The organism is Rhizobium sophorae, assembly GCF_013087515.1.
Classification (GTDB): domain Bacteria; phylum Pseudomonadota; class Alphaproteobacteria; order Rhizobiales; family Rhizobiaceae; genus Rhizobium; species Rhizobium sophorae.
Genome location: NZ_JABFCN010000002.1, coordinates 119,842 through 143,092, shown reverse-complemented (window position 1 = coordinate 143,092; position 23,251 = coordinate 119,842). Strand labels below are relative to the sequence as shown.

Annotated in this window: 22 protein-coding genes; 4 read left to right on the top strand and 18 right to left on the bottom strand. The window is 60.7% G+C overall.

The genetic code is table 11. From position 1 onward, the window contains the following. Positions 1 to 15: 15 nt before the first annotated feature. The 9 genes from G9X64_RS01815 to G9X64_RS01775 all read right to left on the bottom strand — a co-directional run bounded on the left by G9X64_RS01815 (position 16) and on the right by G9X64_RS01775 (position 11,413). Complete coding sequence (locus G9X64_RS01815; protein ID WP_171375847.1) at positions 16 to 1,200, bottom strand: hypothetical protein; 1,185 nt, start codon at positions 1,198 to 1,200, stop codon at positions 16 to 18. Positions 1,201 to 1,328: 128 nt separating this feature from the next. After that, complete coding sequence (gene iolD, locus G9X64_RS01810) at positions 1,329 to 3,164, bottom strand: 3D-(3,5/4)-trihydroxycyclohexane-1,2-dione acylhydrolase (decyclizing) (protein ID WP_171375846.1); 1,836 nt, start codon at positions 3,162 to 3,164, stop codon at positions 1,329 to 1,331. Beyond that, the gene (locus G9X64_RS01805; RefSeq protein WP_171375845.1) at positions 3,161 to 5,074 is read right to left on the bottom strand and encodes a bifunctional 5-dehydro-2-deoxygluconokinase/5-dehydro-2-deoxyphosphogluconate aldolase; all 1,914 of its coding nucleotides are present in this window, start codon (positions 5,072 to 5,074) and stop codon (positions 3,161 to 3,163) included. Before G9X64_RS01805 ends, iolD begins: the two co-directional genes overlap by 4 nt. A 121-nt stretch (positions 5,075 to 5,195) precedes the next feature. Beyond that, a complete protein-coding gene (locus G9X64_RS01800) occupies positions 5,196 to 6,137 on the bottom strand; it encodes a sugar phosphate isomerase/epimerase family protein (protein ID WP_171375844.1) in 942 nt (313 codons plus the stop codon). A gap of 79 nt (positions 6,138 to 6,216) precedes the next feature. Beyond that, positions 6,217 to 7,389, bottom strand: a complete 1,173-nt coding sequence (locus G9X64_RS01795; protein WP_168317396.1) for a Gfo/Idh/MocA family protein — start codon at positions 7,387 to 7,389, stop codon at positions 6,217 to 6,219. A 118-nt stretch (positions 7,390 to 7,507) separates the two neighbouring features. Continuing rightward, complete coding sequence (locus tag G9X64_RS01790) at positions 7,508 to 8,413, bottom strand: sugar phosphate isomerase/epimerase family protein (RefSeq protein WP_168317395.1); 906 nt, start codon at positions 8,411 to 8,413, stop codon at positions 7,508 to 7,510. 92 nt (positions 8,414 to 8,505) lie between these two features. After that, positions 8,506 to 9,318, bottom strand: a complete 813-nt coding sequence (locus G9X64_RS01785; RefSeq protein ID WP_028755778.1) for an ATP-binding cassette domain-containing protein — start codon at positions 9,316 to 9,318, stop codon at positions 8,506 to 8,508. Positions 9,319 to 9,328: 10 nt separating this feature from the next. Further along, positions 9,329 to 10,327 carry an ABC transporter permease gene (locus G9X64_RS01780; RefSeq protein ID WP_168313377.1) on the bottom strand — a complete coding sequence of 333 codons (999 nt, stop codon included), beginning with the start codon at positions 10,325 to 10,327 and terminating at the stop codon, positions 9,329 to 9,331. 111 nt (positions 10,328 to 10,438) lie between these two features. After that, a complete protein-coding gene (locus G9X64_RS01775; protein WP_168317394.1) occupies positions 10,439 to 11,413 on the bottom strand; it encodes a substrate-binding domain-containing protein in 975 nt (324 codons plus the stop codon). Positions 11,414 to 11,579: 166 nt separating this feature from the next. Between G9X64_RS01775 and G9X64_RS01770 the strand changes: the two genes are divergently transcribed. Beyond that, the gene (locus tag G9X64_RS01770; protein ID WP_210259598.1) at positions 11,580 to 12,614 is read left to right on the top strand and encodes a LacI family DNA-binding transcriptional regulator; all 1,035 of its coding nucleotides are present in this window, start codon (positions 11,580 to 11,582) and stop codon (positions 12,612 to 12,614) included. A gap of 84 nt (positions 12,615 to 12,698) precedes the next feature. On the opposite strand, the gene G9X64_RS01765 is transcribed toward G9X64_RS01770, so the two are convergent. From G9X64_RS01765 to G9X64_RS01740, 6 genes are all read right to left on the bottom strand, one after another. Then, positions 12,699 to 13,373 carry a 4-carboxy-4-hydroxy-2-oxoadipate aldolase/oxaloacetate decarboxylase gene (locus G9X64_RS01765; protein ID WP_028755774.1) on the bottom strand — a complete coding sequence of 225 codons (675 nt, stop codon included), beginning with the start codon at positions 13,371 to 13,373 and terminating at the stop codon, positions 12,699 to 12,701. 92 nt (positions 13,374 to 13,465) lie between these two features. Next, positions 13,466 to 14,302 carry an ABC transporter substrate-binding protein gene (locus G9X64_RS01760; RefSeq protein WP_171375843.1) on the bottom strand — a complete coding sequence of 279 codons (837 nt, stop codon included), beginning with the start codon at positions 14,300 to 14,302 and terminating at the stop codon, positions 13,466 to 13,468. Between the two features lie 31 nt (positions 14,303 to 14,333). Then, positions 14,334 to 15,098, bottom strand: coding sequence for an amino acid ABC transporter ATP-binding protein (locus G9X64_RS01755; protein ID WP_168317392.1), 765 nt, complete (start codon positions 15,096 to 15,098; stop codon positions 14,334 to 14,336). After that, positions 15,095 to 15,853 (bottom strand): amino acid ABC transporter permease, encoded by a 759-nt coding sequence (locus tag G9X64_RS01750; protein ID WP_171375842.1) that lies wholly within the window; start codon positions 15,851 to 15,853, stop codon positions 15,095 to 15,097. The genes G9X64_RS01755 and G9X64_RS01750 overlap by 4 nt, the downstream gene beginning before the upstream one ends. Beyond that, a complete protein-coding gene (locus G9X64_RS01745) occupies positions 15,850 to 16,557 on the bottom strand; it encodes an amino acid ABC transporter permease (protein ID WP_171375841.1) in 708 nt (235 codons plus the stop codon). Before G9X64_RS01745 ends, G9X64_RS01750 begins: the two co-directional genes overlap by 4 nt. Further along, positions 16,554 to 17,333, bottom strand: a complete 780-nt coding sequence (locus G9X64_RS01740) for an SDR family oxidoreductase (protein WP_171375840.1) — start codon at positions 17,331 to 17,333, stop codon at positions 16,554 to 16,556. Before G9X64_RS01740 ends, G9X64_RS01745 begins: the two co-directional genes overlap by 4 nt. Positions 17,334 to 17,534: 201 nt before the next feature. Here G9X64_RS01740 and nac point away from each other — a divergent pair, with 201 nt between their 5' ends. The 3 genes from nac to G9X64_RS01725 all read left to right on the top strand — a co-directional run bounded on the left by nac (position 17,535) and on the right by G9X64_RS01725 (position 20,009). Further along, complete coding sequence (nac, locus tag G9X64_RS01735) at positions 17,535 to 18,494, top strand: nitrogen assimilation transcriptional regulator NAC (RefSeq protein ID WP_168313382.1); 960 nt, start codon at positions 17,535 to 17,537, stop codon at positions 18,492 to 18,494. A gap of 309 nt (positions 18,495 to 18,803) precedes the next feature. Next, complete coding sequence (locus G9X64_RS01730; RefSeq protein WP_168313383.1) at positions 18,804 to 19,466, top strand: hydrolase; 663 nt, start codon at positions 18,804 to 18,806, stop codon at positions 19,464 to 19,466. A 66-nt stretch (positions 19,467 to 19,532) separates the two neighbouring features. Next, the gene (locus G9X64_RS01725) at positions 19,533 to 20,009 is read left to right on the top strand and encodes an LLM class flavin-dependent oxidoreductase (protein ID WP_171375839.1); all 477 of its coding nucleotides are present in this window, start codon (positions 19,533 to 19,535) and stop codon (positions 20,007 to 20,009) included. 154 nt (positions 20,010 to 20,163) lie between these two features. Here the strand turns inward: G9X64_RS01725 and G9X64_RS01720 are convergent, their stop codons facing one another. From G9X64_RS01720 to G9X64_RS01710, 3 genes are all read right to left on the bottom strand, one after another. Next, positions 20,164 to 21,153 carry a zinc-dependent alcohol dehydrogenase family protein gene (locus tag G9X64_RS01720; protein ID WP_171375838.1) on the bottom strand — a complete coding sequence of 330 codons (990 nt, stop codon included), beginning with the start codon at positions 21,151 to 21,153 and terminating at the stop codon, positions 20,164 to 20,166. A gap of 61 nt (positions 21,154 to 21,214) precedes the next feature. Next, positions 21,215 to 21,517: an ArsR/SmtB family transcription factor gene (locus tag G9X64_RS01715; protein ID WP_168313385.1), complete on the bottom strand. Its 303-nt coding sequence runs from the start codon at positions 21,515 to 21,517 to the stop codon at positions 21,215 to 21,217. Positions 21,518 to 21,972: 455 nt separating this feature from the next. Further along, positions 21,973 to 22,857, bottom strand: a complete 885-nt coding sequence (locus tag G9X64_RS01710) for a LysR family transcriptional regulator (RefSeq protein WP_171375837.1) — start codon at positions 22,855 to 22,857, stop codon at positions 21,973 to 21,975. Positions 22,858 to 23,251: the final 394 nt, after the last annotated feature.

Below are 23,251 nucleotides of genomic sequence, written 5' to 3'. Positions count from 1 at the left end.
GCAGCGCTGATCCGTTCAAGTGATTGCGTCGACCGCTGTCTTGACCCAGTCGAGGCGCTTTGCGGGTATCAGGCCATAATTGTAGAAGTTCACGCCGTCGGCGCCGGCATCGACGGCGGCCTTGGTGCGTGCGGCCAGGATCTCAGGCCCGCCAACCTCCGGATAGAAGACGCGCAGGCCCACCCCGAGGAATTTTCCCGGCCCGATCGCCGCCCGGCCGGTGCGGATGACATCGCCGACGGCAACCGGTTCCATATCGTAGCAGCAGAGGATTGCCCCGTCGCAGACCTTGCCGACCGCTGCGAGATCGGCGCCGCCGAGCCAGCCGTCCTTCAGGTCGATGAGCACGATGCGAGTCGCCGGGTCGGCGGCCGCCTTGATCTCGCCGATCAGGCTGGTCACCGGTTCGCTGCGCCAGGTGAGATAGGCATGCAGATCGGGATGGTCGCGAAAGGCATAGATACCGGCTGCCGGAAAGTCGGGGAATTGCCGTTCCGGGACTGCCCGTTCGCAGAGTTCGGCGATGAAGCGCGCGACCGACCGGCGCGCGCCGTCGACCGGAACCCCGGCCTTTTCGGCGCGCATCGTGCAATGGTCGCAGAAGCAGAGCGACAGCAGGAAATCATCTTCGGCATTCAGGCCGACGCCGTCTTTTTCGTGATGATATTCATGCGCGAATCCCATGAAGTTCGGGCTTTCGAGTTCCACCATGTCGGGCCGGTAGTTCGTCGTGATGTCGCGCACGAGGGTGACGGCATAGTCCCGCGCCGCCGGGCTGGAGGGGCAAAGATTGTAATAGTTGGGATTGCCGAAGGCGTTCCGCGTCACGTGATCGGGATGCAGCATGCCGAGGCGGGTATTGTGCAGGCAGACCGTCCAGCAGGAGACCTTGAGGCCCGTCGCCTCGCGTCCCTGGACGAGGGCTTCCAGCATGTCGCCACGCTCGGCAACATTCGTGGCCATCAGCGGCCGGATCAGCTTATCCCGCCACAGGCTTTCATCCGGCCGGAAGTAGACGGTCCCGTCCTCGGGGAAATAGGCCTTCTGCCGCGGGCTGCGCGGCTGCAGGAACCGGCCGGCGTGATAGGAGGTCGCCAAGCTGACCGTCGTCAGGCCCGCACGGTCGCGAAGGTCGACGGCGAGTGCTGCAAGCCCCTGGTCCTGGATGTCCCAGGGGTAAGTCCACATGGAAAGATGCATGGCGTGCTCCCGTCGAATTTGTCCATTTTATAGAACATGTGTCCATAATAGTGTCCAGACTGATCTTTTGAGCGCAGGCGTCCGCCGTGTCGCGGGAGCATCCAGGCTGAGAGCCAAGTTCCTGTCTTTCAATCAAACGCGCGTTGATTGGCGGCATTCTGGTTGTAACGCGCGCGCGCCTGATCGAGCCGCTTCGGCCCGCCGACCTGCGGAACGGCAACGTCCCACCAGTGGCCGCCTGCGTCGGTTCCGGGAACCGCATCGGTGTCGATCACCAGAACGCTCGGAATGTTCCGTTGCCGCGCCGCCACGATGCGTGCCTCGAGCTCGGCGATGGACCCTATCTTTTCGGCATGGGCGCCCATCGAGGCGGCATGTGCGACAAAATCGATCTCGGGCTGCACGTCGACATTGCAGTCCTTGTACATGTTGTTGAACTCAGCGCCCCCGCATTCGATCTGAAGACGGTTGATGCAGCCGTAACCGCGGTTGTCGGTCAACACGATGGTGAAGGGCACCCGCCGCATGACGGCGGTTGCGAGTTCCGAGTTGGCCATCATGTAGGAGCCGTCGCCGACGAAGCAGATGACGTCCTTGTCGGGGCGCGCGAGCTTGATGCCCATGGCGCCCGCCACTTCGTAACCCATGCAGGAGAAACCATATTCCATGTGGTATCCGCCCTTGGCAGATTGCCATAGCACCTGCAATGCGCCCGGCATGGTGCCGGCCGCGCACATGACCACGGACTTTTCCGTCGCCACCCGCTGCACGGCGCCGATGACCTGCGCATCGGTGGGCAGGTTTCCAGGCCCGTCCGCTTCCGGCGCCGCTGTCACGCGCTCGACCGTTTTGTGCCAATCGGTCCTGCTCCCGGCATCGACGCCTGGCCCGCGATACGCCTCGAGCGTCGCGGACAGGCGCGCCAGCGTGACCCTGGCATCGCCGACGCAGGGCAGTGCCGAATGCTTGGTCGCGTCGTATCCGGCAAGGTTGATCGAAGCGAGCCGGCGCGAGGGATTGCGGAAAAGCGCCCAACTGCCTGTGGTGAAATCCTGGAAGCGGGTGCCGATGCCGATCACGAGGTCCGCGTCGGCGCAAAGCGCATTGGCCGACGCCGATCCGGTCACACCAGGCGACCCGAAATTCAGCGGGTGCTCCCAGCTGTTGGCGCCCTTCCCGGCTTGTGTTTCGACAAATGGGATATGATGCTTCTCCGCGAATGCAGCGAGTTCGGCCTCGGCCTCAGAATAGATGACGCCGCCGCCTGATATGATGACCGGCCTGCGCGCAGCCCGGATGGCCTCGGCGAGATCTTCGACCTCCCGCGGATCCGGTTCGGGACGGCGGATGCGCCATACCTTCGGTTCGAAAAAGGCTTCCGGGTAGTCATAGAGCTCTGCTTGCACATCCTGGCAGAATGCCAGCGTGACCGGGCCGCAACTGCCGGGATCGGTCATGACGGCCAGGGCTCGCGGCAGGCAGGTCAGGAGATGCTCGGGGCGGGCGATCCGGTCGAAATAGGCCGAGACCGGCCGGAAGCAGTCATTGGTGCTGACGGTTCCGTCGTTCATATCCTCGATCTGCTGCAACACCGGCTCGGGGCGGCGATTGGCGAACACATCGCCGGGTATGAACAGCACGGGCAATCTGTTGACATGAGCAAGCGCGCAAGCCGTGACCATATTGGTGGCGCCGGGGCCGATCGAGGATGTCACGGCCTGGGCGCGCCGGCGCTTCAGTGTCTTCGCATAAGCGATCGCCGCATGCGCCATGGTTTGTTCGTTCTGGCCGCGCCATGTGGGAAGGGCATCGCCAATTCCATGCAGCGCCTCTCCGATGCCGGCGACGTTGCCATGACCGAAGATCGCCCAGACGCCTTCGATGAAGCGTTCGCCATCCTCGGTCATCTGGACCGAGAGCCATTTCATCATGGCCTGCGCGGCGGTCAGTCGTATCGTTGTCATTCTGCTGCCTCCTGCACGCGCGCCCGCGCGCCGTCCCAGATCGTGCAAAGCCGGGAATATCGTTTCGCCATCTCTTCGACGGCCTCTTCATCACTGATCGAGCCCTCGAACCAGCCGCGGGCGACGGAGCCGAAGATTGTCCGGCCGACGGCAAATCCCTTGACGAGCGGGAAGCTCGCGGCAACTTCGAAGCTCGCCTTCAACACGTCCTCCGGCGCATCCAGGCCGAGGACCACGATCCCTCTTGTATGACGATCGTTTTCCTCGATGGCGGCACAGACCTGCGTCCAGGCTTCGGGCTCGTCCATCGGTTCCAGCTTCCACCAGTCAGGATAAATGCCTTCGGCGTAGAAGCGGCGGATCAGCGTCGCGGTCGTGTCCGTGGTGATGCTTGCGACCTTGGAAGGGATGACCTCGAGCAGGAATTCCAGCCTGTTGCGCCGCGAGGCCACGTAAAGCCGCTGCACTTCCGCCAGTTGCCGGGCCCAGGTCGCATCGTCGTCATCGGGGTGGCAGAAGCAGAGCACCTTGACGACGTTCTCGCGCGCCCAATCCGAAAGCCCCCCGCAATCGGGACCGAGTGACGGCTCCAGGCTAAGCGGCCGAGACCCCGGCCATTCGCAGGGTCTGCCGATCCAAAGGCCGCTCCCGGAGGCAGCGTGGAGTGCGCGTCGGCCGATCCGGTCGTCGCAGAGGATTCCGTAGCCGGAACGCCCGTTCTGCACCTTGAGTGCCGCTTCAAGGCAAAGCTCCTTGAAGGCGCCGCCCTTCGACGGCGTGTAGCCCGCCATGCTTTCGAGCTGCATCCGGTGATCGAAGGCGAAGACTCGCATCTCAGACCAGTCGCCATGCCGGTTGGTCGACCAATGTATCTGCTCCAGCTCGGGATCATTGCGCAGATCGGGGCGCGTCATGCCGCGCTCGAGGAAGAAATTCAGCTCCTGAAGTGACGGATAGGCCGGCGTGCAGCCGTGACGAGAGACTGCAAAAGCGCCACAGGCATTGGCGTATCTGAGTGCGGTCGGCCAATCCTCGCCATCAAGCCAGCCCTTCAGCAGCCCGGCAAAAAAGCCGTCTCCGGCACCGAGAACGTTGAAGACTTCGACCGGGAAACCTTCGCCCGAAATGCCCTCGTCCAGATTATCCGGTATCGCATCTTCGAATGCGACCGCCCCCTTGGCGCCGCGTTTACAGACGAGCGTCGCCGCAGTCACGGCGCGCACGGCCCGCAGTGCCGCCACGGTATCGGTCGTCCCGCCGGCGATGTGGAATTCTTCCTCTGTCCCGACAATCAAATCGAACAGATGAAGCGTCGTCTGGAGCTTTTTGGTCACCTGCCCGCTTGCCACATAGCGGCTTTCCCCCTCGCCATGGCCGGCCACCCCCCAAAGATTTGGACGATAGTCGATGTCGAGAGCCGTCCTGGCGCCATGCTTGCGGGCAAAGCCGAGCGCCTTCAGCACGGCGGCTTCCGTGCGCGGATGCGACAGATGCGTTCCCGTCACCAGCACCGAACGAGCGCTGGAAACGAAAGCCTCGTCGATATCCTTCTCGCAAAGCGCCATGTCGGCGCAATTTTCCCGGTAGAATATCAACGGGAAACGTTCTTCGTCCCGGATTCCGAGAATGACGAGTGCCGTCAGCCGCTCGGGATCCGTCACGACGCCCCTGCCATCGACGCCATGCCGGGCAAGCTCCTCGCGAATGAATCGGCCCATATGCTCATCGCCCACCCGGGAGATCAGCGCCGATTTGAGGCCCAGTCGGGCCGTGCCGCAGGCGATGTTGGTCGGACTGCCGCCGATATATTTTTCGAAGGATCCCATATCCTCCAGCCGTCCTCCGACCTGTGCCCCATAGAGGTCGACGCCGGCTCGCCCGATGGTGATCACGTCCAATGTCTTGGTCATGTCGGTTTCCTCGCAATAGTATTGAATTCGGTCATGGTGATCGGGTTGGGCATCGTCGGCCTCTTCAGAAAAAACTGCGAATGCAAGGGCGCGCGGGCGGATGACCGCCCGCGCCTGCCCATCAGCGGCTGATCGTTGCCTGCAACGCGTCGATGGAGGATTGGATGCCCGCCTCGGTCGACATGGTGAAGTCTTCCATCTCGAGGCTGACCCAATCGTTGTAGCCGACCATGCGCACCACCGAGAAGAACTCCTTCCACCATTGCAGGTCATGGCCGGCGCCGACGGCGACATAGTTCCAGGTGCGGTTGGCGACGTCGGTTACGTCCTTGAGCTCGAGCAAGCCGTTGACGTCGGCGAGGCCGCGCTCGATGCGAGTATCTTTGCCATGGCAATGATGGATGGCATCGCCCAGAGCACGGGCGGAGGCGATCGGGTCGGCGCCCTTCCAGAACAGATGGCTGGGGTCGAGGTTCATGCCGACGGACGGGCCGACCTCGTTGCGCAGGCGGAACAGGGTTTCCGGGTTCCAGACCAGCATTGCCGAGAAGTTTTCGAGCGCATATCTCTCGACACCGACCTCCTTCGCGAGCTTCACCAGGTCGTGCCAGAGGGGGAAGGCGCGGTCTTCCCACTGGTAGCGGTCACGCTCCGGCATTTCGTCGGGCCAGCTCTTGGTATAGACGAGCCAGTTCGGCACCGTGTCGCCGGGGGCGGCTTCCGGCAGGCCGGACATCGTCACGATCGTCTTGACGCCGATTTCGCCGGCAAGACGGATCGTCTGCTCCATCTCCTTGCGGTGACGCTTGCCCATCTCGCCCGGATCGAGCGGATTTGCCGAGCAATTGAGGGCGGCAATCTCCAGGCCGCGGGCTTCGATTTCCTTGAGCCTGGTTTTCAGGAGCCCCTTATCGGCAAGCAATTCGTCGGCCCGGAAATGCGGCGCGCGCGACCAGCCGCCACCGGTCATCTCGATGCCCTCGACGCCGAGTTTGACGCATTTGTCGAGCATGTCGGTGAAAGAAAGGTTGCCCATGACATCGGTGCAGATTGAAAGTTTCATCTCGTAGTCTTTCTAAAGAGAGGATTGGGGACGCGCCTTGGGAGGAGGATGGAGGAGATCCGGCGCGCCCCCTGGTGGATCACTTGAACTCGACCCAGGCCGAACCTGCGTCCGCCGAACGGACGCAGTTTTCCAGCCAGCGCACGCCTTCGGTGCCGGCTTCGATGCCGGGATAATGATGGCCCTTGAGGAAGGCCTCGTCGCCGCGGCGTTTTGCGTCGATCGCCTGGGCAATCCAGAGGTAGATGTTCGCCCAGCTGTCGCCCAGGCCTTCGGTGTGCAGCGCGCCCATGCGATCGCAGGCGAGGCTCTCCTCTTCGAGGTAGGGCATGCCGTGATGCAAGGTGCGGTTCGGTTCACCCTGCACTTCGTAAATCAACTGGTCGGGATGGGAATCGGACCATTCGACGGAGGCCTTGGAGCCGACGAAACGGTAGCGCTGCGAACCCATATTGCCGGCATTCACCGAGGACACCCAGAGACGGCCGCGGGCGCCGTTGTCGTAATGCATGAGAACGGTCGCGTGGTCTTCGAGTGGCGCACGGGTCGGAATGAAGGCCTTGCGGTCGCACAGCAGCTTTTCGATCTTCATATGCGGCAGCACCACTTCTGAGAGATAGTAGAGGTGCGTGCCGATATCGCCCAGAACGAAGGTCGGGCCAGCCGTCTTGGGATTGGTGCGCCATTTCACCGCTTCGCCGGCACCGACATCGTCGCCCGCGTTGAAGCCGTGGGAATATTGCATGTCGACGATGCGGATATCGCCGAGCATGCCCTTCTTGACCATGGCCGCCATCTGATGAACCAGCGGATGGCCGGTGAAGCCGTAGGTGACGCCGACGATCAGGCCCTTCTCTTCGGCCAGCTTGGCGACCTCGTCGCATTCGGCGACGGTGAAGAACAGCGGCTTTTCGCAGATGACGTGAAGACCGGCTTCCAGGCACGCCTTGGTGATCTCGTAGTGGGTGAAGTTCGGCGTGGCGATCGAGACGACCTCGACACCGTCCTTACGCCCTGCCTCCTTGGCGATCAGCTCCTTATAGTCGCCATAGCATCTGTCCGCAGCGACGCCGATCTTCGTGCCGAAGTCGCGTCCGCGCTCGGCGTCGAGATCGAAGGCTCCGCAGATGAGCCGGTAGGTGCCGTCCCGCTGGGCGCCGGTTCTATGCTTGTAGCCCACCTGCCCGGTGCGGCCGCCGCCGACCATGCCCCAGCGCAGGGGGCGCTCGATGGATCTTTCTCCGTTGATCATCTTCTGTCCTTCCAGGAATGATGTCTGTGATGTTTAAGCGTTCCGGGCAGACCCCCGGTCGCGGTCGCTCGCGCCAATCGCCTGGCTGCATCGCGAACCGCTAGAGGGGCATCGCGCGTTATTTCGCGGTCCAGTACTTGTCGACGAAGCGCTGCATTTCGGCGCGCATGAACTTGCCGGAGTGGTCGGCCTTGTCCTCCCAGGCGAAAACGCATGCGGTCATGATGCCGTCGAACCCGATCTCCGCCAGCGTGCTGAAGAAATCTTCCCAGGGAACCTCGCCTTGGCCGATGTTCAGGTGCTGATGCACCCTGGCTTGCGTGCCGGGAGGATTGAGGATGTAGCGGAGCCCCGAGGAGGCCTTGTGATTGAAGGTGTCGCCGACATGCACGTGGGCGAGCACGTCCTTTGCTTCCTGGAGCATCGCCTTGGTGTCATCGCCGAAGTAGAAGGTGTGCGGCGCGCAATAGAGGAACTTGACGTTCTTCGAGTTGACCGTCCTGATGATATCGAGCGCCGGCTGCAGGGTTTCGCACCAATCCTCGGGATGCGGTTCGACGTGCAGGTTTATGCCTTCCTTTTCAAAGATCGGCACCAACTCTTCCATCGAGCGCCACCAGGCGTCTTCGCAGGCCTCGATCATGGAGCCGGTATGGCAGCAGTAGCACGAACCCTTGTCCGGATGAGGTCCACGGCCGAATTCCGAGTTCATCGTGTCGACGCCGAGTTCGACACTGATCTCGATGGCGCGCTTCCAGTGCTTGACGGCAGCTTGCCGCTCATTTTCATCGTTCGAGGCCCACCGATACATCGGCAGGATCGAGGCAATGCCGACATTGGCATCGGAAAGCGCTTTCTTGAATGCCTTGGCGCGGGCCGGAAACACGCGCGGCGCCTTGAACCACTCGAGAAAATCGGCCCGCGGGCTGAGCTCTATCCACTCGTATCCGAGTTCAGCCACTTTCGAGGGCAATTCTTCGAGTGAGAGGTGGCGATGCATAAAGGGATCGATTGCAATCTTCATGGCTGTTACCCGTCCGATGATTGTGCTGGGCCATCCCGCCAGGGTAGGCGAGCTCTTTAGAGTTTCTGGAGTTCATCCGCGGCGGCGGTCGATCAGACCGGCGGGGGATGTCCGCTATGCGCCGTCGAGTACGCCTCGATCTCGGCTTCGAGTTCGGCCATGGCCTCGCCTCCTGCCATCAGGTCGGTAATCTCTTCGCGCGTCTTTTCGCCCTTGCGGAAATCGGCCGCCTTCGCACCCTTGATGAGCACCGCGAAGTGATCTCCCACCGTCATGGCGTGAATGACGTTGTGAGTGATGAAAATGACGGCGAGTCCGCGACGGCGCGCTTCCAGGACGATACGCAACACATGCGCCGCCTCCTTGACGCCGAGAGCGGCGGTCGGCTCGTCGAGGATCAGCACCCGGGCGCCGAAGTGGACGGCTCGGGCGATTGCCAGGGATTGCCGCTCCCCGCCCGACAGGCCACCGATCAGGCGATCGCCGTCGTCGATGCGGGTGATGCCGAACTCGCGCACGGCCTTCACCGCGATTTCATTTGCAGCTTTGCGGTCGTAGATTTTGAACGGGCCGAAGCCCTTGGTCAGCTCCCGCCCCACGAAGAACGAACGGCCGATGCTCATCAGCGGAAAGGTGCCGCCGAACTGATGAACCGTTGCGATGCCGAGGTCTGCGGCTTCGCGCGGATTCTGGAAGACGATCGGCCGACCTTCGAACTTCACAGTGCCGCTCGTCGGCTTGTAGACACCGGCAAAGGTCTTGATCAGGGTGGACTTTCCCGCGCCGTTGTCACCCAGCAGGCAAAGTACTTCACCGGGATGAACGCTCAATGTGATGTCGTAGAGCACATCGATCGGGCCGAAGGACTTGTTGACGTTTTCAAGTTCAAGAATTGGGCCAGCCATGTCTCAGCTCTCACTTCTTCTTCTTGGGTGAATAGGTCAGCGCCATCTGGCGGAACGTATTGTTCATCAGGACGGCCACGAGCAGCATCACGCCGATGATCAGGCTCGACCAATTGCGGTCGAAGGTCGTGAAATAGATGCCTTGGTTGACGACGGCGAAGGTGATCGTGCCGAAGAAGATCCCGATCACCGACCCGAACCCTCCGGTCAGCAGCACACCTCCGACGACGACCGAGATGATCGAGTTGAAGATGAATGTCATTCCGCCCGAAACCTGCGCGGAATTGAACAGGATGGCCTGACACATGCCGACGAAGGACGCGCTCATCGCCGAGAGGACGAAGAGGACCATCGTCAGACGGGTCGTCGGAATGCCGGCGTTGCGGGCACTGACCTTGTCTCCGCCCATCGCGAAAATCCAGTTCCCGTAAGGCGAGAAGTGGATGAAGAAGATGAAGATCGCGGTGATGGCCACCCACCACAGAATGATCACCTGAAACGATCCGGCCAGGAATTGCCCGAAAAGGAACTTTGCCCAGGGGGCGGCAGTCAGCGCCACGCTCGTGGTGCCGGTTACGAGAACCGAAGTGCCAAGCATCAGGCCCTGGACAGCAAAGAGGGTGCCGAGCGTTACGATCAGCGAAGGCACGGCCGTGTGCACGACGAGGTAGCCGTTGACCAGCCCGACGATGAGGCCGAAGGCAAGCGCACCGAGCATTCCGACCCATATGGGAAGATCGTAGTAGCCCGAGAGGACCGCGACCGTCATGGAGCCGGCGGGGATCATCGCGCCAATCGAAATGTCGAGATCGCCTGCGATCATCAAAAGTCCGATGGGAAGAGCGATAATGCCGAGATTGGCGGCGACGTTGAGCCAGCTTGCGGCGCCGGCGGGCTCCAGGAACTTGGTGCTGCCGAATACGACGAAGAACACGAGGACGCCGACAAGTCCGAGGAATGCGCCCGCCTCGGGACGGCGCAACAGGTTGCCGAATGAAAGATTGTTCATATGCCTATCCCAGTTTGGGCGTGAATCTCCAGGCGTGCGGACGCGGTGGTCCGCACGCTCGATAAACTTCGACCCGCGGATATCCCGCGGGCCGGAGCCCGTTTTGAACGATTAGCGAGCGCCTTCCTTGACGCCGGCCAGGGTGGCGTCGATGTTCGCGGCATCGACGATGCCCGGGCCGGTCAGCACGGGTGCGGTCGGCAGGTTGGTGCCGTAGTCGATATGCGCGGCGAGAAGCGAAACCCCTAGCAGCGACTGCAGGTAAGGCTGCTGGTCGATCGCAAAGGTCTGCGAACCGTCCTTGATGCGGGCAAGCCCCGAGGCATTCAGGTCGAAGGTGCCATGCGCGACCTTGCCGACTTTATTCGCCTGAGCGATCCCGCTTGCAGCTGCATCAGCGTCAGAAGCCCCAACATTGAGGACGCCGTCGATGGTGTCGTCCTGGAGCAGTGTCGCCTTGACGGCCTCGGCGATTGCCGTCTGATCGCCGAAGCTGGTCGCCGGCAATGGCAGCTGCTTGCCAGCGCCGCCCTTTCCGGTGATGCCGTCGATGACACCCTTGCAACGGGCCTCCTGGTTTGCCGCACCCGGGAGCGTATTGACGCAAATGACATTTTTCGCACCCTTGGACGCGAAATATTCGCCGCCTGCCTTGCCGGCCGTGTATTCATCCGAGCCGACATAGTTGATCGCGCCAAGCTCGCGAGCCTTATCGATGCTGCCGGCATTCATGAGGATGACTTTGATGCCCGCAGCGACGGCAGCCTTGATGGCCTCGTCCTCGGCCTCGGGCACCCAGTCGGGCACCACGATGCCGGTCACGCCCTGGCTGATGGCCGTGCGGACGAGCTGGGCGGCGTCAGGCCCGAGATTGTCGTAGGTCTGCAACTGCAGATAGCTGACGGAGCCGCCATTCTTCTCGACGACGAGCCGGGCGTCATCGACGCCCTTCTTGATACGGCTCCAGAATTCGTCGTCGGTCTTGCCGCCGACGACAGCAATATTCGCGGCCATGACAGAAGAAGCGCCAAGAACGAAAACAGCGCCAGCCAGCAGCCCGCGTACGGCGCGCATTGAAAAACTCATGTGATTTCCTCCCAAAAAGGCGGTCGAGAGTAACAATTCCTCAGAGCAAGGCTCCCAACTCGCTGGAATATTTGTATCAACGGATCGCCGAAAATGGAATGCATATTGCGTTTTAATGAAATTAATGTATCATTTCATTTCATCCATAAATGGAATGAAATATATCATGAAGAGACCGACCATTGCCGATCTTGCCCAGGCCTCCGGTGTCAGCATCGCCACCGTCAACCGCATCCTCGGAGGTACCGGCGCAGTGCGTGCGGAAACGATCGAGAGGGTGCAAAATGCCGCGGAAGAGATTGGATTTTATGGCCGAGGCGTGATCGAGGACCGCAGGCAGCGGCTCCTGCCGAATTACCGTTTCGGCTTTCTTCTCCAGCAATCGAGCCGTGAGCTCTACCGGCTGTTCGGCTCGAAGATCACGGAGGCGGCCGCGAGACGCCAGCACGAGAAAGTCGTGGCTGTGGTCGATTTCGTCGATGTCCTCGAGCCACAAAATATTGCAGATCGTCTCGAAGCGCTTGGCAAACGCTGTGATGCAGTTGCTGTCATTGCGGGTGACCACCCGTTGATCGGACAGACAATCCAATCCCTCAAGGAGAGGGGAAAGCCGGTTGTCGCCTACATAACCGATCAGTCCGCCCGGGATCGCGCCGGCTTCGTCGGCACCGACAATTGGAAACTCGGGCGGACCGCCGCATGGTTTCTCGCTCAGACCACGCCGATGCCCGGCCGGATCGCCGTCTTCATCGGCAATCATCGTTATCAATGCCAGGATGTCTCCGATGCGAGCTTTCGATCCTATATGCGAGAGCACGCGCCCCATCTTCAGGTGGATGACAGCAGACCGACACATGAGGAGCCGAATGAAGCCTACCGGATCGTCAGCCAGCTGCTTTCCGAACTCGATGACCTCAGAGGTATCTTCATCGTTGGAGGGGGAATTTCCGGTGTGCTGCGCGCTCTTCGCGAAGCACCCGTCGAAAAGCGGGATAAGGTCAGGGTCGTCTGCCGCGACATCGGCCCGGAAACGCGCAAGGGCTTGACGGAAGGCCTGATCATGGCGGCATTGTGCCATCCGCTGGATCAGATATCGGACGAATTGATCGCGACGATGATCGCCGCGCTGGAACACCGCGACAGCACGACCATCCTTCAGCGCGTGGTGCCTTTCGAAACGATTACGCCCGAAAGCGTTTGAGCCGCCCGGTTTGCATAAGGCGGCTGGCCGAAAGGGCCAGCCGCCTTATAAAGTGGCAGGGCTGATAGCTATTGCGGTGTCGTGTCAGATGTCGACGACAAGGCCCTTGGCTTTCAGCACCGGTTCGAGATTGCTGACCTCGATGACCGATTTGCCCTGCTTATATGCCGCGATATAGCCGGCCTCGGCATCTTCGCGGGCCTGTGACAGCCTGGCGACTTCCTGCGCTTCCTGGCGGCGCACGATCACTAGGCCGTCGGCATCGCCGGCGATGATGTCGCCGGGATGGATGATTTCACCGCCGACGATGATCGTGTCGTTCACCGCCGCAATGGTTTCTTTCACCGTCCCCTTGATGCAGACGCTGAGCGAGAAGACGGGAAAGCCAAGTTCTCTAAGCTGAAGCGTGTCGCGTACGCCGGTGTCGGTCACGAGACCGCCGATGCCCTTTGCCAGGCAGGCGTTGGCGAGGACATCGCCGAAGGATCCGGCCTCTTCGTATTCGCCCGCCGATACGACGATGATATCGCCCGGCTTTGCGTAGTTGATGGCGAGCTGCAGCATGATGTTGTCACGCGGCGCGCATTTCACCGTAAAGGCCGGGCCGCAGAGTTTCATGCGGTAGTCGACGGGCTTGAGGCGGGAGGACAGGGCTCCGCGGCGCCCTTGGGCCTCGTGGATCGTCGCGGGCGAAAATTTGGAAACGGCGTCGATATCGGCTTTGCTTGGCCGTTCGGCAATATCTTTAATATGGATCATGGATGCCTCCCATCCGTTGGCCGACGGCGGGCATGTCCCGCCGTCTCAATTTGTTTGGACGTTGTCAGTGGATGACGCCGAAGCCGGTCGGCTTACGGGATCGGGTCGAACTTCAGCTCGGAGAGCGATACGACCTTGTCGGTGCGCGTCATTTTATATTCGGTATCCGGGCCGAGCCACTTGTCCCAGATCTTGTTGATCTCGCCCGATGTGTCGAGCTTGCGAAGGATCTCGTTGATCTTGGCGGTCAGCGCCGGCTGATCCTTGGCCATGCCGATGCCGATCGGCTGGTACAGCATCGGCTCCTCGATCATCCGCATTGCCTTGCCCTTGCTCTTCGATTCATTGACGAACTTGGTCGTCGTCATGGTGTTGGCGACCATGCCGCGCGCCTTGCCCTGCTGGACGGCGAGATAGGCCGAGGCGGTATCCTGGAAGGTCAGCGGGTCGGATTTGTTGAGCTTGATCGACATCTCGGAGGTCGAACCCTTGGTCGAAGCGATGCGCTGGCCTGCGTAGTCGGCCTTCTTCTTGCCGGCATCGTCCGCCGGCACGATCAGCATTTCCTTGGCGAGATAATAGGGATCGCTGAACTGGATCTGTTCGGCGCGGCTCAGAGTATAGGCAAGGTTGGCAACGGTGATGTCGACGCGGCCGAGCTTGACCTCAGGCACGCGGGCCTCGACCGAAACCGGCTTGATCTCGGCCTTGACGCCCAATTCCTTGGCGATGGCACCGCAGAGATCGACGTCGAAGCCGGCCATTTCGCGGGTCTTCGGATCGGGTGAAGCGAAGGGGGGCACGTCGGCGAACGTCGCGCAGCGCAGGGTTTTCGCCGACATGATGGTGTCGAGCTGATCGGCTTTTACGGGGGCGGCGGCCGCCATGCCGGCAAATGCGACGGTGAGCGTTAGGCATTTCCAGTTCATTGCTGTTCTCCTTTGTTTTTGGTGATTGGTATCAATGCCTGAGATCAGCGAGGAAACGCTGAGCCCGGGGATGGCGCGGATTGCTGAAGAATTCCTCGGGGGTCGCCATCTCGAGGATCTGGCCGGCATCGATGAACCAGACTCGATCCGCGACGTCGCGCGCGAAACCCATTTCGTGGGTGACGCAGAGCATGGTCATGCCTTCGGACGCCAGGCTCTTCATGACGGCCAGCACTTCGCCGACCATTTCAGGATCGAGCGCGCTGGTCGGCTCGTCGAACAGCATGACCGGCGGTTCCATGGCAAGGGCGCGGGCGATTGCTACCCGCTGCTGCTGGCCGCCTGAGAGTTGACCGGGATAGGCCCGGGCCTTGTCGGCAAGGCCGACCCGATCGAGAAGCTTGAGGGCCTTGTCCTTTGCAACATCAGGCGCCACGCCCTTCACCCGGATCGGCGACATCGAGACGTTTTCGACCACCGAAAGGTGGGGAAACAGGTTGAAGTTCTGAAACACGAAGCCGATCCGGCTGCGCAGTGCATTGAGCTCCTTCGCCCGCATGGCGGCGTGAATATTTTGCCCGTCGAGCGTGATCGATCCGCTGTTGATCTCTTCGAGGCGATTGATCGTGCGGATCAGCGTCGATTTTCCCGAACCGGACGGCCCGCAGATGACCACGACTTCGCCGCGTGTCACCTGCGCATCAATGTCCTTCAGGACCGGATAGTCGCCGTAGCTCTTGCAGACTTGCGAAAGCCGGATCGTCTGCAATTCCTGTGCTGAAACTGACATGGTCATGGCTGCTCCGATATGATTTTCGATGGCGCGACCAAGGCGGCGGCAGGAAGGTTGGAAAGTCCCGCACGCCGCCGCGTGATATTCCGCTCGAGGCGATTTGCGAAGTAGGTGAGCGTCCAGCAGATGGCGAAGTAGACGATCGCCAGAATGAGGAAAACCTGGAAAGGCTGCGTGAGGAGCTGGTTGTTGACCTGGCTTGCGGCAAAGGTCAGGTCCGGCACGTTGATCACGTAGCCGAGCGTCGTGTCCTTGATCGTCGAGACGAAGGTGGAGATGATGCTCGGGATCATGTTGTAGAGCGCCTGCGGCAGGATGATGAAGCGCATCGCACCGAGATAGCCGTGGCCAAGCGCACGCCCCGCGTCCATCTGGCCCGGTCCGAGCGCGACGATGCCGGCGCGGACGACTTCGCTCAGGAACGCGCTCTGATAGACCACGAGCGTCGTCAGCATCGTGACGAAGCTCGGCACATCGGCGCCGGTCAGCAGCGGAACGAGGAAATAGCTCCACAGGATGAGCATCAAGAGCGGCACGCCCCTGGTGAAATAGACGAGCGCGGTGACCGGCCAGCGCAGCAGCGGCGACCTGGAGAGCCGCGCCAGCGCGAACAGGATGCTGATTGGAAAGGCGAGAGCGATGCTGAGCGCCGAAAGGATCAGCGTATTGGCGAGCCCGCCGAGCGACCCGTTCGGATATTGGCCGATCAGCAGCAGCAGCCAGTAGTCTTGGACGATGACGATCATGTCGTGGATCATGCGCGCGCACTCCTGGCAGGATCCGCGCGCATCGACAGATAGGCGCCGATGCTCATGATCACGAGCGAGAAGAAAAGGTAGAGAACCGTGCCGATCAAATAGATCTCGAAGGTCCGGAAGCTGAGGTTTTCGATCTCCTTGACGGCATGCGTCAGTTCCGAAGCTCCGATGACGACGGCGAGACTGCTGTTCTTGAACAGGGAAACGCTGTGATTGATGAGCGGCGGCAGCGCGTTGCGCACGCCCTGCGGCATGATGACGAAACGCATCGCTGAGAGATAACCGTGGCCGAGCGCGCGGGCTGCCTGCATCTGGCCGGGGCTGACCGAGCGTACGCCGGAACGAAGATCTTCGCTGAAATAGGCCGCCTGGCAGAGCCCGAGCCCGATCACCGCGAAGATGGCCTCGGCATTATGGACGGCCAGCCATTCGGCTACCCCGCTCGGCATCAGGGTGAAAATCCCGAAATACCACAGCATCAGCTGAACCAGGGTGGGGACGTTCCGGTGGTAAGAGACGTAAGCGGCAACTAACGGATCGCCGAAGCGAAAGGGCGACAAACGCAACGCCAGCAGCAGAAGCGCCAGCGCCATCGCCATCGACCAGGAGCCTGCATAGATGATGAAGGTCATCTCGATGCCATGCAGCAGCATGGCGGTATATTCCGGATTGCCGAGAATTGCCGAAAGGTCGAAACCGCTCACGGGTTTGGCTCCCCGGATTGATCCGGCTTCGCCGAAGGTTGGGGCTTTGCCGTCTGCAGGCCGCCCATGACCTGCAGCGTCGGCGTAATCTCCATGTGCCCGATGTTGACGGCGATGGGGGCTGCGATGGCGAAGGCAATCGCGTCGGCAATATCGGCCGCCTGCGGCAGTTCGAAGCCGTCGATGAACCGTTCGCGGATGCTGGGGTCATCGCCGTGGACGTGATTGAAAATGTCAGTAGCGACCCGGCCGGGGCAGATTTCCGTGACCCGCACCCGCTTGCCGAAAGCGTCGATGCGCAGCTGGTTGGACAGCATGCTCACGCCTGCCTTGGTGGCGTGATAGGATGAGTTGCCGCCGAAATTATAGGCGCCGGCGATCGACGAGATGTTGATGACATGCCCGCGGTCGCGCGCCACCATGCCGGGCACGACCAGCCGGCAGATGTGCAGGACCGCCCGGAGATTGACGTCGACGATGAGATCGATATCGCCGTCCTCGGCTTCCAGGAATTTCTTCGGCCGGTCGACGCCCGCATTGTTGACGAGAATATCGAACTCCACCCGACGTGTGAGCTCTGCCACGGCCTGACGGTCGGTCACATCGATAGCGTGGGCGATGCAGCCCGTACGCCCGGCCAGCTGCTGCAGCGCTTCGGCACTGCGGGCAACGGCATGGACCTCAATGTTCTCCCGGCGGAGCCGCTCAACCACGGCTGCGCCGATACCGGAGGATGCGCCGGTTACCAGTGCGGTGTTGTAGTCGGAGAATGGCATTGTCGTTCCCTTGTTGTTAATTGAGACAGTAGCGAAGCTTTAACCCCTTGCCTAAGACCGATTATCTCTGGAGCAATAAGCAACGGTTATGGAGCCGAGACGGCTGCTGAAGAAGAGAATGAGCTGCTGTCGGCATCGCGTTGCGGAGTCTGTGCCCCAGGCAGTCCCCGGTCCGGGCGACCGCGTCGCGTTGCAAAAGCAATGCGCGTCTGCAAACATGTAAGCCGCGCAGATCAGAACGGTACCCCGATCCTCATGGACATCAGACGCCTCAAATCTTTCATCGTGATCGTCGACAGCGGCAGCATCACGCGAGCGGCGGACCTTTTGCACATCGCCCAGCCGGCTCTCAGCCAGCAGCTTGCGGCATTGGAGGAGCATTTCGGCCACAAGCTGCTGATCCGCAGCCAGCAGGGCGTCAGCATGACCGATGCGGGGCATGCGGTATATCGCCATGCGCAGATCATCCTTCGGCAGATGGAGCAGGCGCAAGCGGATGCATCGGCAGCTGGCAATTCGCTTGCCGGCCGCGTGTCCGTCGGGCTCGTGCCGTTCAGCAGTGCCGCCACGCTATCGGTTGACCTCCTGGCGGAAACCCGTAAACGCCATCCCGGTATTCTGCTGCACCTGACCGAAAGCGTGGGCCAGACCTATAGCCAGATGATCATGAACGGCCGGCTGGAGATGGCACTTCTCCACGGAACCGGACCGATCAAGGGCGTCCGGTTCGAACCGATCCTCAGCGAGGAGTTTTTCCTTGTGGCGCATCGCGACTTTGCCATCGAAGCGGACGCGAAACCCGTTCCGATCAATGCGCTCGACGGAATACCGCTGCTGTTGCCGCCGGCCTACAATTTCGTCCGCCGCGCAGTCGACACCGCCTTCACGCGCACCCGCACCAATTTGAAAGTCGTTGCGGAAGTCGAAATCGTCCGCACGCTGGCCCGCGCGGTGGGCAGCGGCCTCGGCGCGACGATCATGCCGAAAGCCATCGCCGATCGCATCGTATCGGAATCGAGCGAGCCGCTGATCTGCCGGCTCGTCTCGCCGCGGATCGAAGAAACCCTGTCACTGTGCGTTTCCGACCAGAATCCTCTATCAGAGCCGGCCCTTGCCGTCCGGGACATCCTTCTCGAGCTGACGGCGCGCTTGAAAAACTAATCGGGCGCTTTGCGGACCCCGCGAAATTACGGACGTTGTTGCATTTCTGGCAAGCCCCGACGCCAATATGATCACCGGCACCACCTTACGCTAGACGGCCGCGCAAATGCTTAAGCCAGGCGGCCCGTTAACCCTGTTGCCGCGGACGAGATGCAATCAGCGTCTCAGTCCGCGTTCCCCAAACAGTAACACAGTGTGGCTCTTAACGACACTAGCGTGTCTGAGATCGGGATGAGAGTGTTGCTGCAGGCAGCGCCACTGTGCCCGCCACCAGAAGTCAGCCCCATTCAACAACGTCAAAGGTTTAAAATGAGCTTTCGCAACGGCCTAAACTCGCTTCTTCGTCCCGAAGATTCGGTACTCGTCCTGATCGACCATCAGCCTTTCCAGCTTGCGAACCTCCACAGCCACACCGGTCAGGTTGTGGTCAACAATGCGGCTGGACTGACGAAAGCCGCAAAAGCCTTTCGTGTCCCGACCATTCTTACTAGCGTTGTGGCCGATCGCGGCGGTCTGATCTTCCCACAGATCACCAATGTATTCCCCGACCAGGAAGTGATCGATCGTACCACCCTCAACACCTGGGAGGACAAGAAGGTCGTCGATGCGGTGAAGGCGACGGGCCGCAAGCAACTGATCATCGCGGGCCTCTACACCGAGATATGCGTCGCAATGCCGGTGATCCACGCCCTTGGCGAAGGCTGGGACGTTACGGTGATCACCGATGCATGCGGCGGAGTTTCCGTCGAGGCTCATGAGGTAGCCATTCAGCGCATGATCGCCGCCGGCGCCAATGTGATGACCTGGCTGGCTCTTGCGTCCGAATGGCAGCGCGACCACGCTCGAACCGAGCATGTCGCCGAGTTCGTGGAGGTGCTCAAGGACCATGAACCCGGCAGTGGGATCGCGTTCCTGTGGGAACAGCAGCTTCTCAACACTCCCGTGGAAAAGTTGGAAAACTCCGGCTTCTAATTGGGACGGGGTGACGCGCCGCAAGCAGCGATTTACGGATCTTCGTCACCCTACCGACTGCCGCTGATGATCGCAATCATCGACGGCGCCTTCGAGCGGTTCCGTCCGCTCGTTGACCTCTATCGGGGAGCGGGAGCGCGCGCCGGCCACGATCCCGCCACGTTGAAGGTGGCCGTTCATGCCGTGGGCTTCGTGGCGGACAGCGATGACGACGCACGCGATATCTTCTTCCCCGGCTGGGCGCAGATGATCGGTAAATACGCGCGTGAGCGCGGCTGGTCGCAGCCGACCCGCGCGCAGTTCGACGAAATGGTCAGCCCACAAGGCGCGTTCCTCATCGGCGATCCCGCAACAGTCGCTGCGAAGATCCACCACGCCAGCGAGGTGCTCGGCGGCATATCGCGCATCGCTTTCCAGATGACGTCCGCAGCCTTCGAAACGGCCGCAATGATCCGGTCGATCGAGCTTCTGGGCGCGGAGGTCGCACCCGCGATGCGGGCGTTCCATTCGAATCCATGGGCCCGCTCCGCAGAAAGTCGCTGATGTTCCGCCTATGCGAAGTTAGGGCGACAAGCCATGGTTGAAGCTTCCTTTCATGTGTACGATCGGGGCAGCAGCTTTGCGTGGTGTTCCTCGTGAACGGGTAGCTGAGCGAGCTCATAAATCATGGTTGCACCTTTAAAGTGAATTGTAGCGGTTATGAGCTCGCACGCGCAGAGTTAGCCGACGGGTCGACTGCAATCACGATTTTACCCCGGACACCGTTGTTCGGGCTCTCAAGCCGCGCATGGGCGAGAGGGATGTCAGCGAGCGAATAGACAGCGCCAACGTGCGGTCGTAGCTGACCACGCTCTACCAACGAGCTCAGCTCATCAAGTTTGCCGCGGTTTTGTCTTGTGAAAACGAAGTGAAAACTTGCGTTCTTGCCCCACGCTTCGATGAGGTTCTGTGGCTGTGCGATATCCACGATCGTGACAACTCGGCCAAGTTGTGCGAGCGCGTCCGGGCTGCGGGACAGTGTGTCGCCACCAAGGGTGTCAAACACAACGTCGACGCCGCGGCCACCCGTTTCCCGCATTATAACGCTGACATAGTCTTCTTTCCTGTAGTCGATGACTACGTCCGCGCCAACACTTCGTGCAAATTCGAAGTTATCCTCCCGTACGGTCGTGAACACCTTCGCTCCTATGGCTTTCGCGAGCTGGATCGCAACATGACCGACCCCTCCCGCGCCGCCGTGGATCAGAATGCTTTCCCCAACTCTTAAAGCCGCACGCGCGACCAGGGCCTCCCACGCCGTCCCGCCAACCAGGCTCAGGCTTGCTGCTTCGAGATGGCTTAGCGAGGAGGGTTTCCTTCCGATGATGTTTTCGTTCGCAACGTGGTATTCGGCATAACTTCCCGAACCGTCGAATATTTGCGGGGTGTACCAGACTTCGTCTCCTGGAGAGAATGTCGTCACGCCTGGTCCGACTGCTTCGACGACCCCGGATACGTCATGACCAGTAATGGCCGGAAGTGGTACCAAGTCGCGATAGTCGCCGCGCCGAACCTGGTAATCCAACGGATTGATCGACGTTGCAAATACGCGCACCAGGACTTGTCCCGCATGCGGAACAGGCTTTGGCACGTCGCAAAGCTCGAACGATTCCGGGCCACCAAAAGAGTTAAGTGTCATCGCTTTCATTGCGGATCCTCGCTTCGGTAAAAAGGAATATAGGGAATTCCCGATATATCGCGATAAAGGATCACAGGTCTTTCCCTATGATCTCGGCAAGAGCACTGATAGTCGCCTCGTTCCGCTTGTAGTAAGTCCATTGACCGATGCGTCTGACTTCCACCAGGCCAGCCCGTTGCAGCGTTGCAAGATAATCGGACACTGTCGACTGCGACAGTCCGACACCCTCCTGTATACTACTAACGCAGACCCCCACCGTATGAACGTCACCTTCATCCTGCGGAGGGAAGTTCTTCACGGGATCCTTCAAACCCTGCACGATTTCAAGACGTGTCCGATTTGAGAGGGCTTTGAATATTTCGAGCAATTCCATACCCTAATAATATCGAGATTTACCGATATGTCAATACAATAAAACACGGCCATATCTGCGGCTTCAGTGACGTGTTACCGGATGGCAGCGCAGCGAAGGGCCGGCGTATCTGTAGTCCTCTATGACCTGGCGTCCGGCTGCCATCGGCCGGAAGGCAATGAAGGGCTCATCAACCTCCGCAGCGGTCGCGTTCTAATGCCTCAACCGCTTCACGAAGACGGCGTCATTGTGCCGCTAACCGATTTTTCGCAGGAGAGGCACGGCGAAGTCTATGAATGCGCGTAAGGCGCCACCTTCGAATCGTCGCGATTGGAAGACCCAATGCGCGGGGATCGGATCGGGCTCGTATTCAGAGAGAAGGGCAACACCACCATCCAATCAGTCAGGCGACTCAGTCAAAGTTAGCCCCAATCGCCGCGACAGCGGCTTAGTTCAATCCTGAATGTCGATCCGACCTAGCCTTCCGAGGTCGCGCCATGGTCGAAACACTCGATCAACATTTCAGTCAGCACGCGTACCTTTCTGGCGGGATACTGAGCGGGCGGGCGCACAACGTAAATGCCTGCCGGGGGTGGCGGGTGGCGTGGCATAAGGTTCAAAAGCGCGCCTGACGCAATATATTGATCGGTGATCCCATCAGGGAGCCATGCTATTCCGAGACCCGCTACCGCCGCCGCCACGAGAGCCACGGCATTGTCAGCCTTGAAGCGCCCTCGCGGATTAACATTGACGATTTTCTCACCATCCAAAAACTGCCACGCCTCAGTGCCCTGCATGAGCGCTTGATGAGCAACGAGATCGTCCGGCTTCTCAGGAGCGCCAAACCGTTCTACATAGTCGGGGCTCGCAACCAGCTTTCCATAAAGCGGCCCGACGCGTTTTGCGATCAGATTGGAGTCTTGAAGGTAACCCAATCGTATGGCGCAATCATAGCCTTCCGCGACGAGGTCGACGACCCGATCGCTATAACAGGTCTGGATGTGCACAAGCGGGTGGCGCCTCGCCATTTCCGCTATCACGGGGGCCAGGTGGGTTGGGCCGAATGACAGCGGCGCGGCAATCCGCAAGCGCCCGCGCAGCTCGCCTTCGGGCAGGAGCGTTTCCCTGGCCACGTCAATCTCGGCAGAGACTCTGGCTGCATAATCCCGAAACGTAGTCCCTGCCTCCGTAAGAGAGGCTCCCCGGGTGGTCCTTACCAGCAGCTGGACACCAAGCTCCTCCTCCAGCCGAACAAGCCGTCGGCTCACCATCGACTTCGACACACCAAGCCGCTGCGCCGCGGCTGAAACGCCTCCGGCATCAGCAACTTCGACGAAAGTCCGCAGGTCATCAATGTCCAATTTGCGTTCCTCATTTCGCGACACAGTTAAGCGGGAACGAGGACTACCGCACCATGAACTGAAATGACAGTCTGGGCGGGGTCTGTAGCGGTGCTGTCGCGCGCCTGTAGATCCCAGGAGTAGGAATCTTGAACGCAAAAGCTATGCCCCCAACCCCGACTGGCGGGAGATCGGTATAGAGCTCGTCTTTTATCTGTTTTGGCAATCGGCGGCGGCCTGGTTCTGGTTCGGGTGCAAATTCACCCTGTAGCACTCTGCCTGATTCTCACTGCGCTTCAGGCGTTGGTGGCATGGCTGGTTTCTTCGCGGCTTCCTTGCTCCGAACATTGCTCGGGTGCCATAGCGAACTTGCAGCGTCGGTCGCAGGCAATCGCCCCACAAACTTCTAGGGATC

Excerpts from the sequence above, each read along its gene's own strand:
- G9X64_RS01815 (WP_171375847.1), bottom strand. The coding sequence starts at position 1,200 with ATGCATCTTTCCATGTGGACTTACCCCTGGGACATCCAGGACCAGGGG.
- iolD (WP_171375846.1), bottom strand. The coding sequence starts at position 3,164 with ATGACAACGATACGACTGACCGCCGCGCAGGCCATGATGAAATGGCTC.
- G9X64_RS01805 (WP_171375845.1), bottom strand. The coding sequence starts at position 5,074 with ATGACCAAGACATTGGACGTGATCACCATCGGGCGAGCCGGCGTCGAC.
- G9X64_RS01800 (WP_171375844.1), bottom strand. The coding sequence starts at position 6,137 with ATGAAACTTTCAATCTGCACCGATGTCATGGGCAACCTTTCTTTCACC.
- G9X64_RS01795 (WP_168317396.1), bottom strand. The coding sequence starts at position 7,389 with ATGATCAACGGAGAAAGATCCATCGAGCGCCCCCTGCGCTGGGGCATG.
- G9X64_RS01790 (WP_168317395.1), bottom strand. The coding sequence starts at position 8,413 with ATGAAGATTGCAATCGATCCCTTTATGCATCGCCACCTCTCACTCGAA.
- G9X64_RS01785 (WP_028755778.1), bottom strand. The coding sequence starts at position 9,318 with ATGGCTGGCCCAATTCTTGAACTTGAAAACGTCAACAAGTCCTTCGGC.
- G9X64_RS01780 (WP_168313377.1), bottom strand. The coding sequence starts at position 10,327 with ATGAACAATCTTTCATTCGGCAACCTGTTGCGCCGTCCCGAGGCGGGC.
- G9X64_RS01775 (WP_168317394.1), bottom strand. The coding sequence starts at position 11,413 with ATGAGTTTTTCAATGCGCGCCGTACGCGGGCTGCTGGCTGGCGCTGTT.
- G9X64_RS01770 (WP_210259598.1), top strand. The coding sequence starts at position 11,580 with ATGAAGAGACCGACCATTGCCGATCTTGCCCAGGCCTCCGGTGTCAGC.
- G9X64_RS01765 (WP_028755774.1), bottom strand. The coding sequence starts at position 13,373 with ATGATCCATATTAAAGATATTGCCGAACGGCCAAGCAAAGCCGATATC.
- G9X64_RS01760 (WP_171375843.1), bottom strand. The coding sequence starts at position 14,302 with ATGAACTGGAAATGCCTAACGCTCACCGTCGCATTTGCCGGCATGGCG.
- G9X64_RS01755 (WP_168317392.1), bottom strand. The coding sequence starts at position 15,098 with ATGACCATGTCAGTTTCAGCACAGGAATTGCAGACGATCCGGCTTTCG.
- G9X64_RS01750 (WP_171375842.1), bottom strand. The coding sequence starts at position 15,853 with ATGATCCACGACATGATCGTCATCGTCCAAGACTACTGGCTGCTGCTG.
- G9X64_RS01740 (WP_171375840.1), bottom strand. The coding sequence starts at position 17,333 with ATGCCATTCTCCGACTACAACACCGCACTGGTAACCGGCGCATCCTCC.
- nac (WP_168313382.1), top strand. The coding sequence starts at position 17,535 with ATGCGCGTCTGCAAACATGTAAGCCGCGCAGATCAGAACGGTACCCCG.
- G9X64_RS01730 (WP_168313383.1), top strand. The coding sequence starts at position 18,804 with ATGAGCTTTCGCAACGGCCTAAACTCGCTTCTTCGTCCCGAAGATTCG.
- G9X64_RS01725 (WP_171375839.1), top strand. The coding sequence starts at position 19,533 with ATGATCGCAATCATCGACGGCGCCTTCGAGCGGTTCCGTCCGCTCGTT.
- G9X64_RS01720 (WP_171375838.1), bottom strand. The coding sequence starts at position 21,153 with ATGAAAGCGATGACACTTAACTCTTTTGGTGGCCCGGAATCGTTCGAG.
- G9X64_RS01715 (WP_168313385.1), bottom strand. The coding sequence starts at position 21,517 with ATGGAATTGCTCGAAATATTCAAAGCCCTCTCAAATCGGACACGTCTT.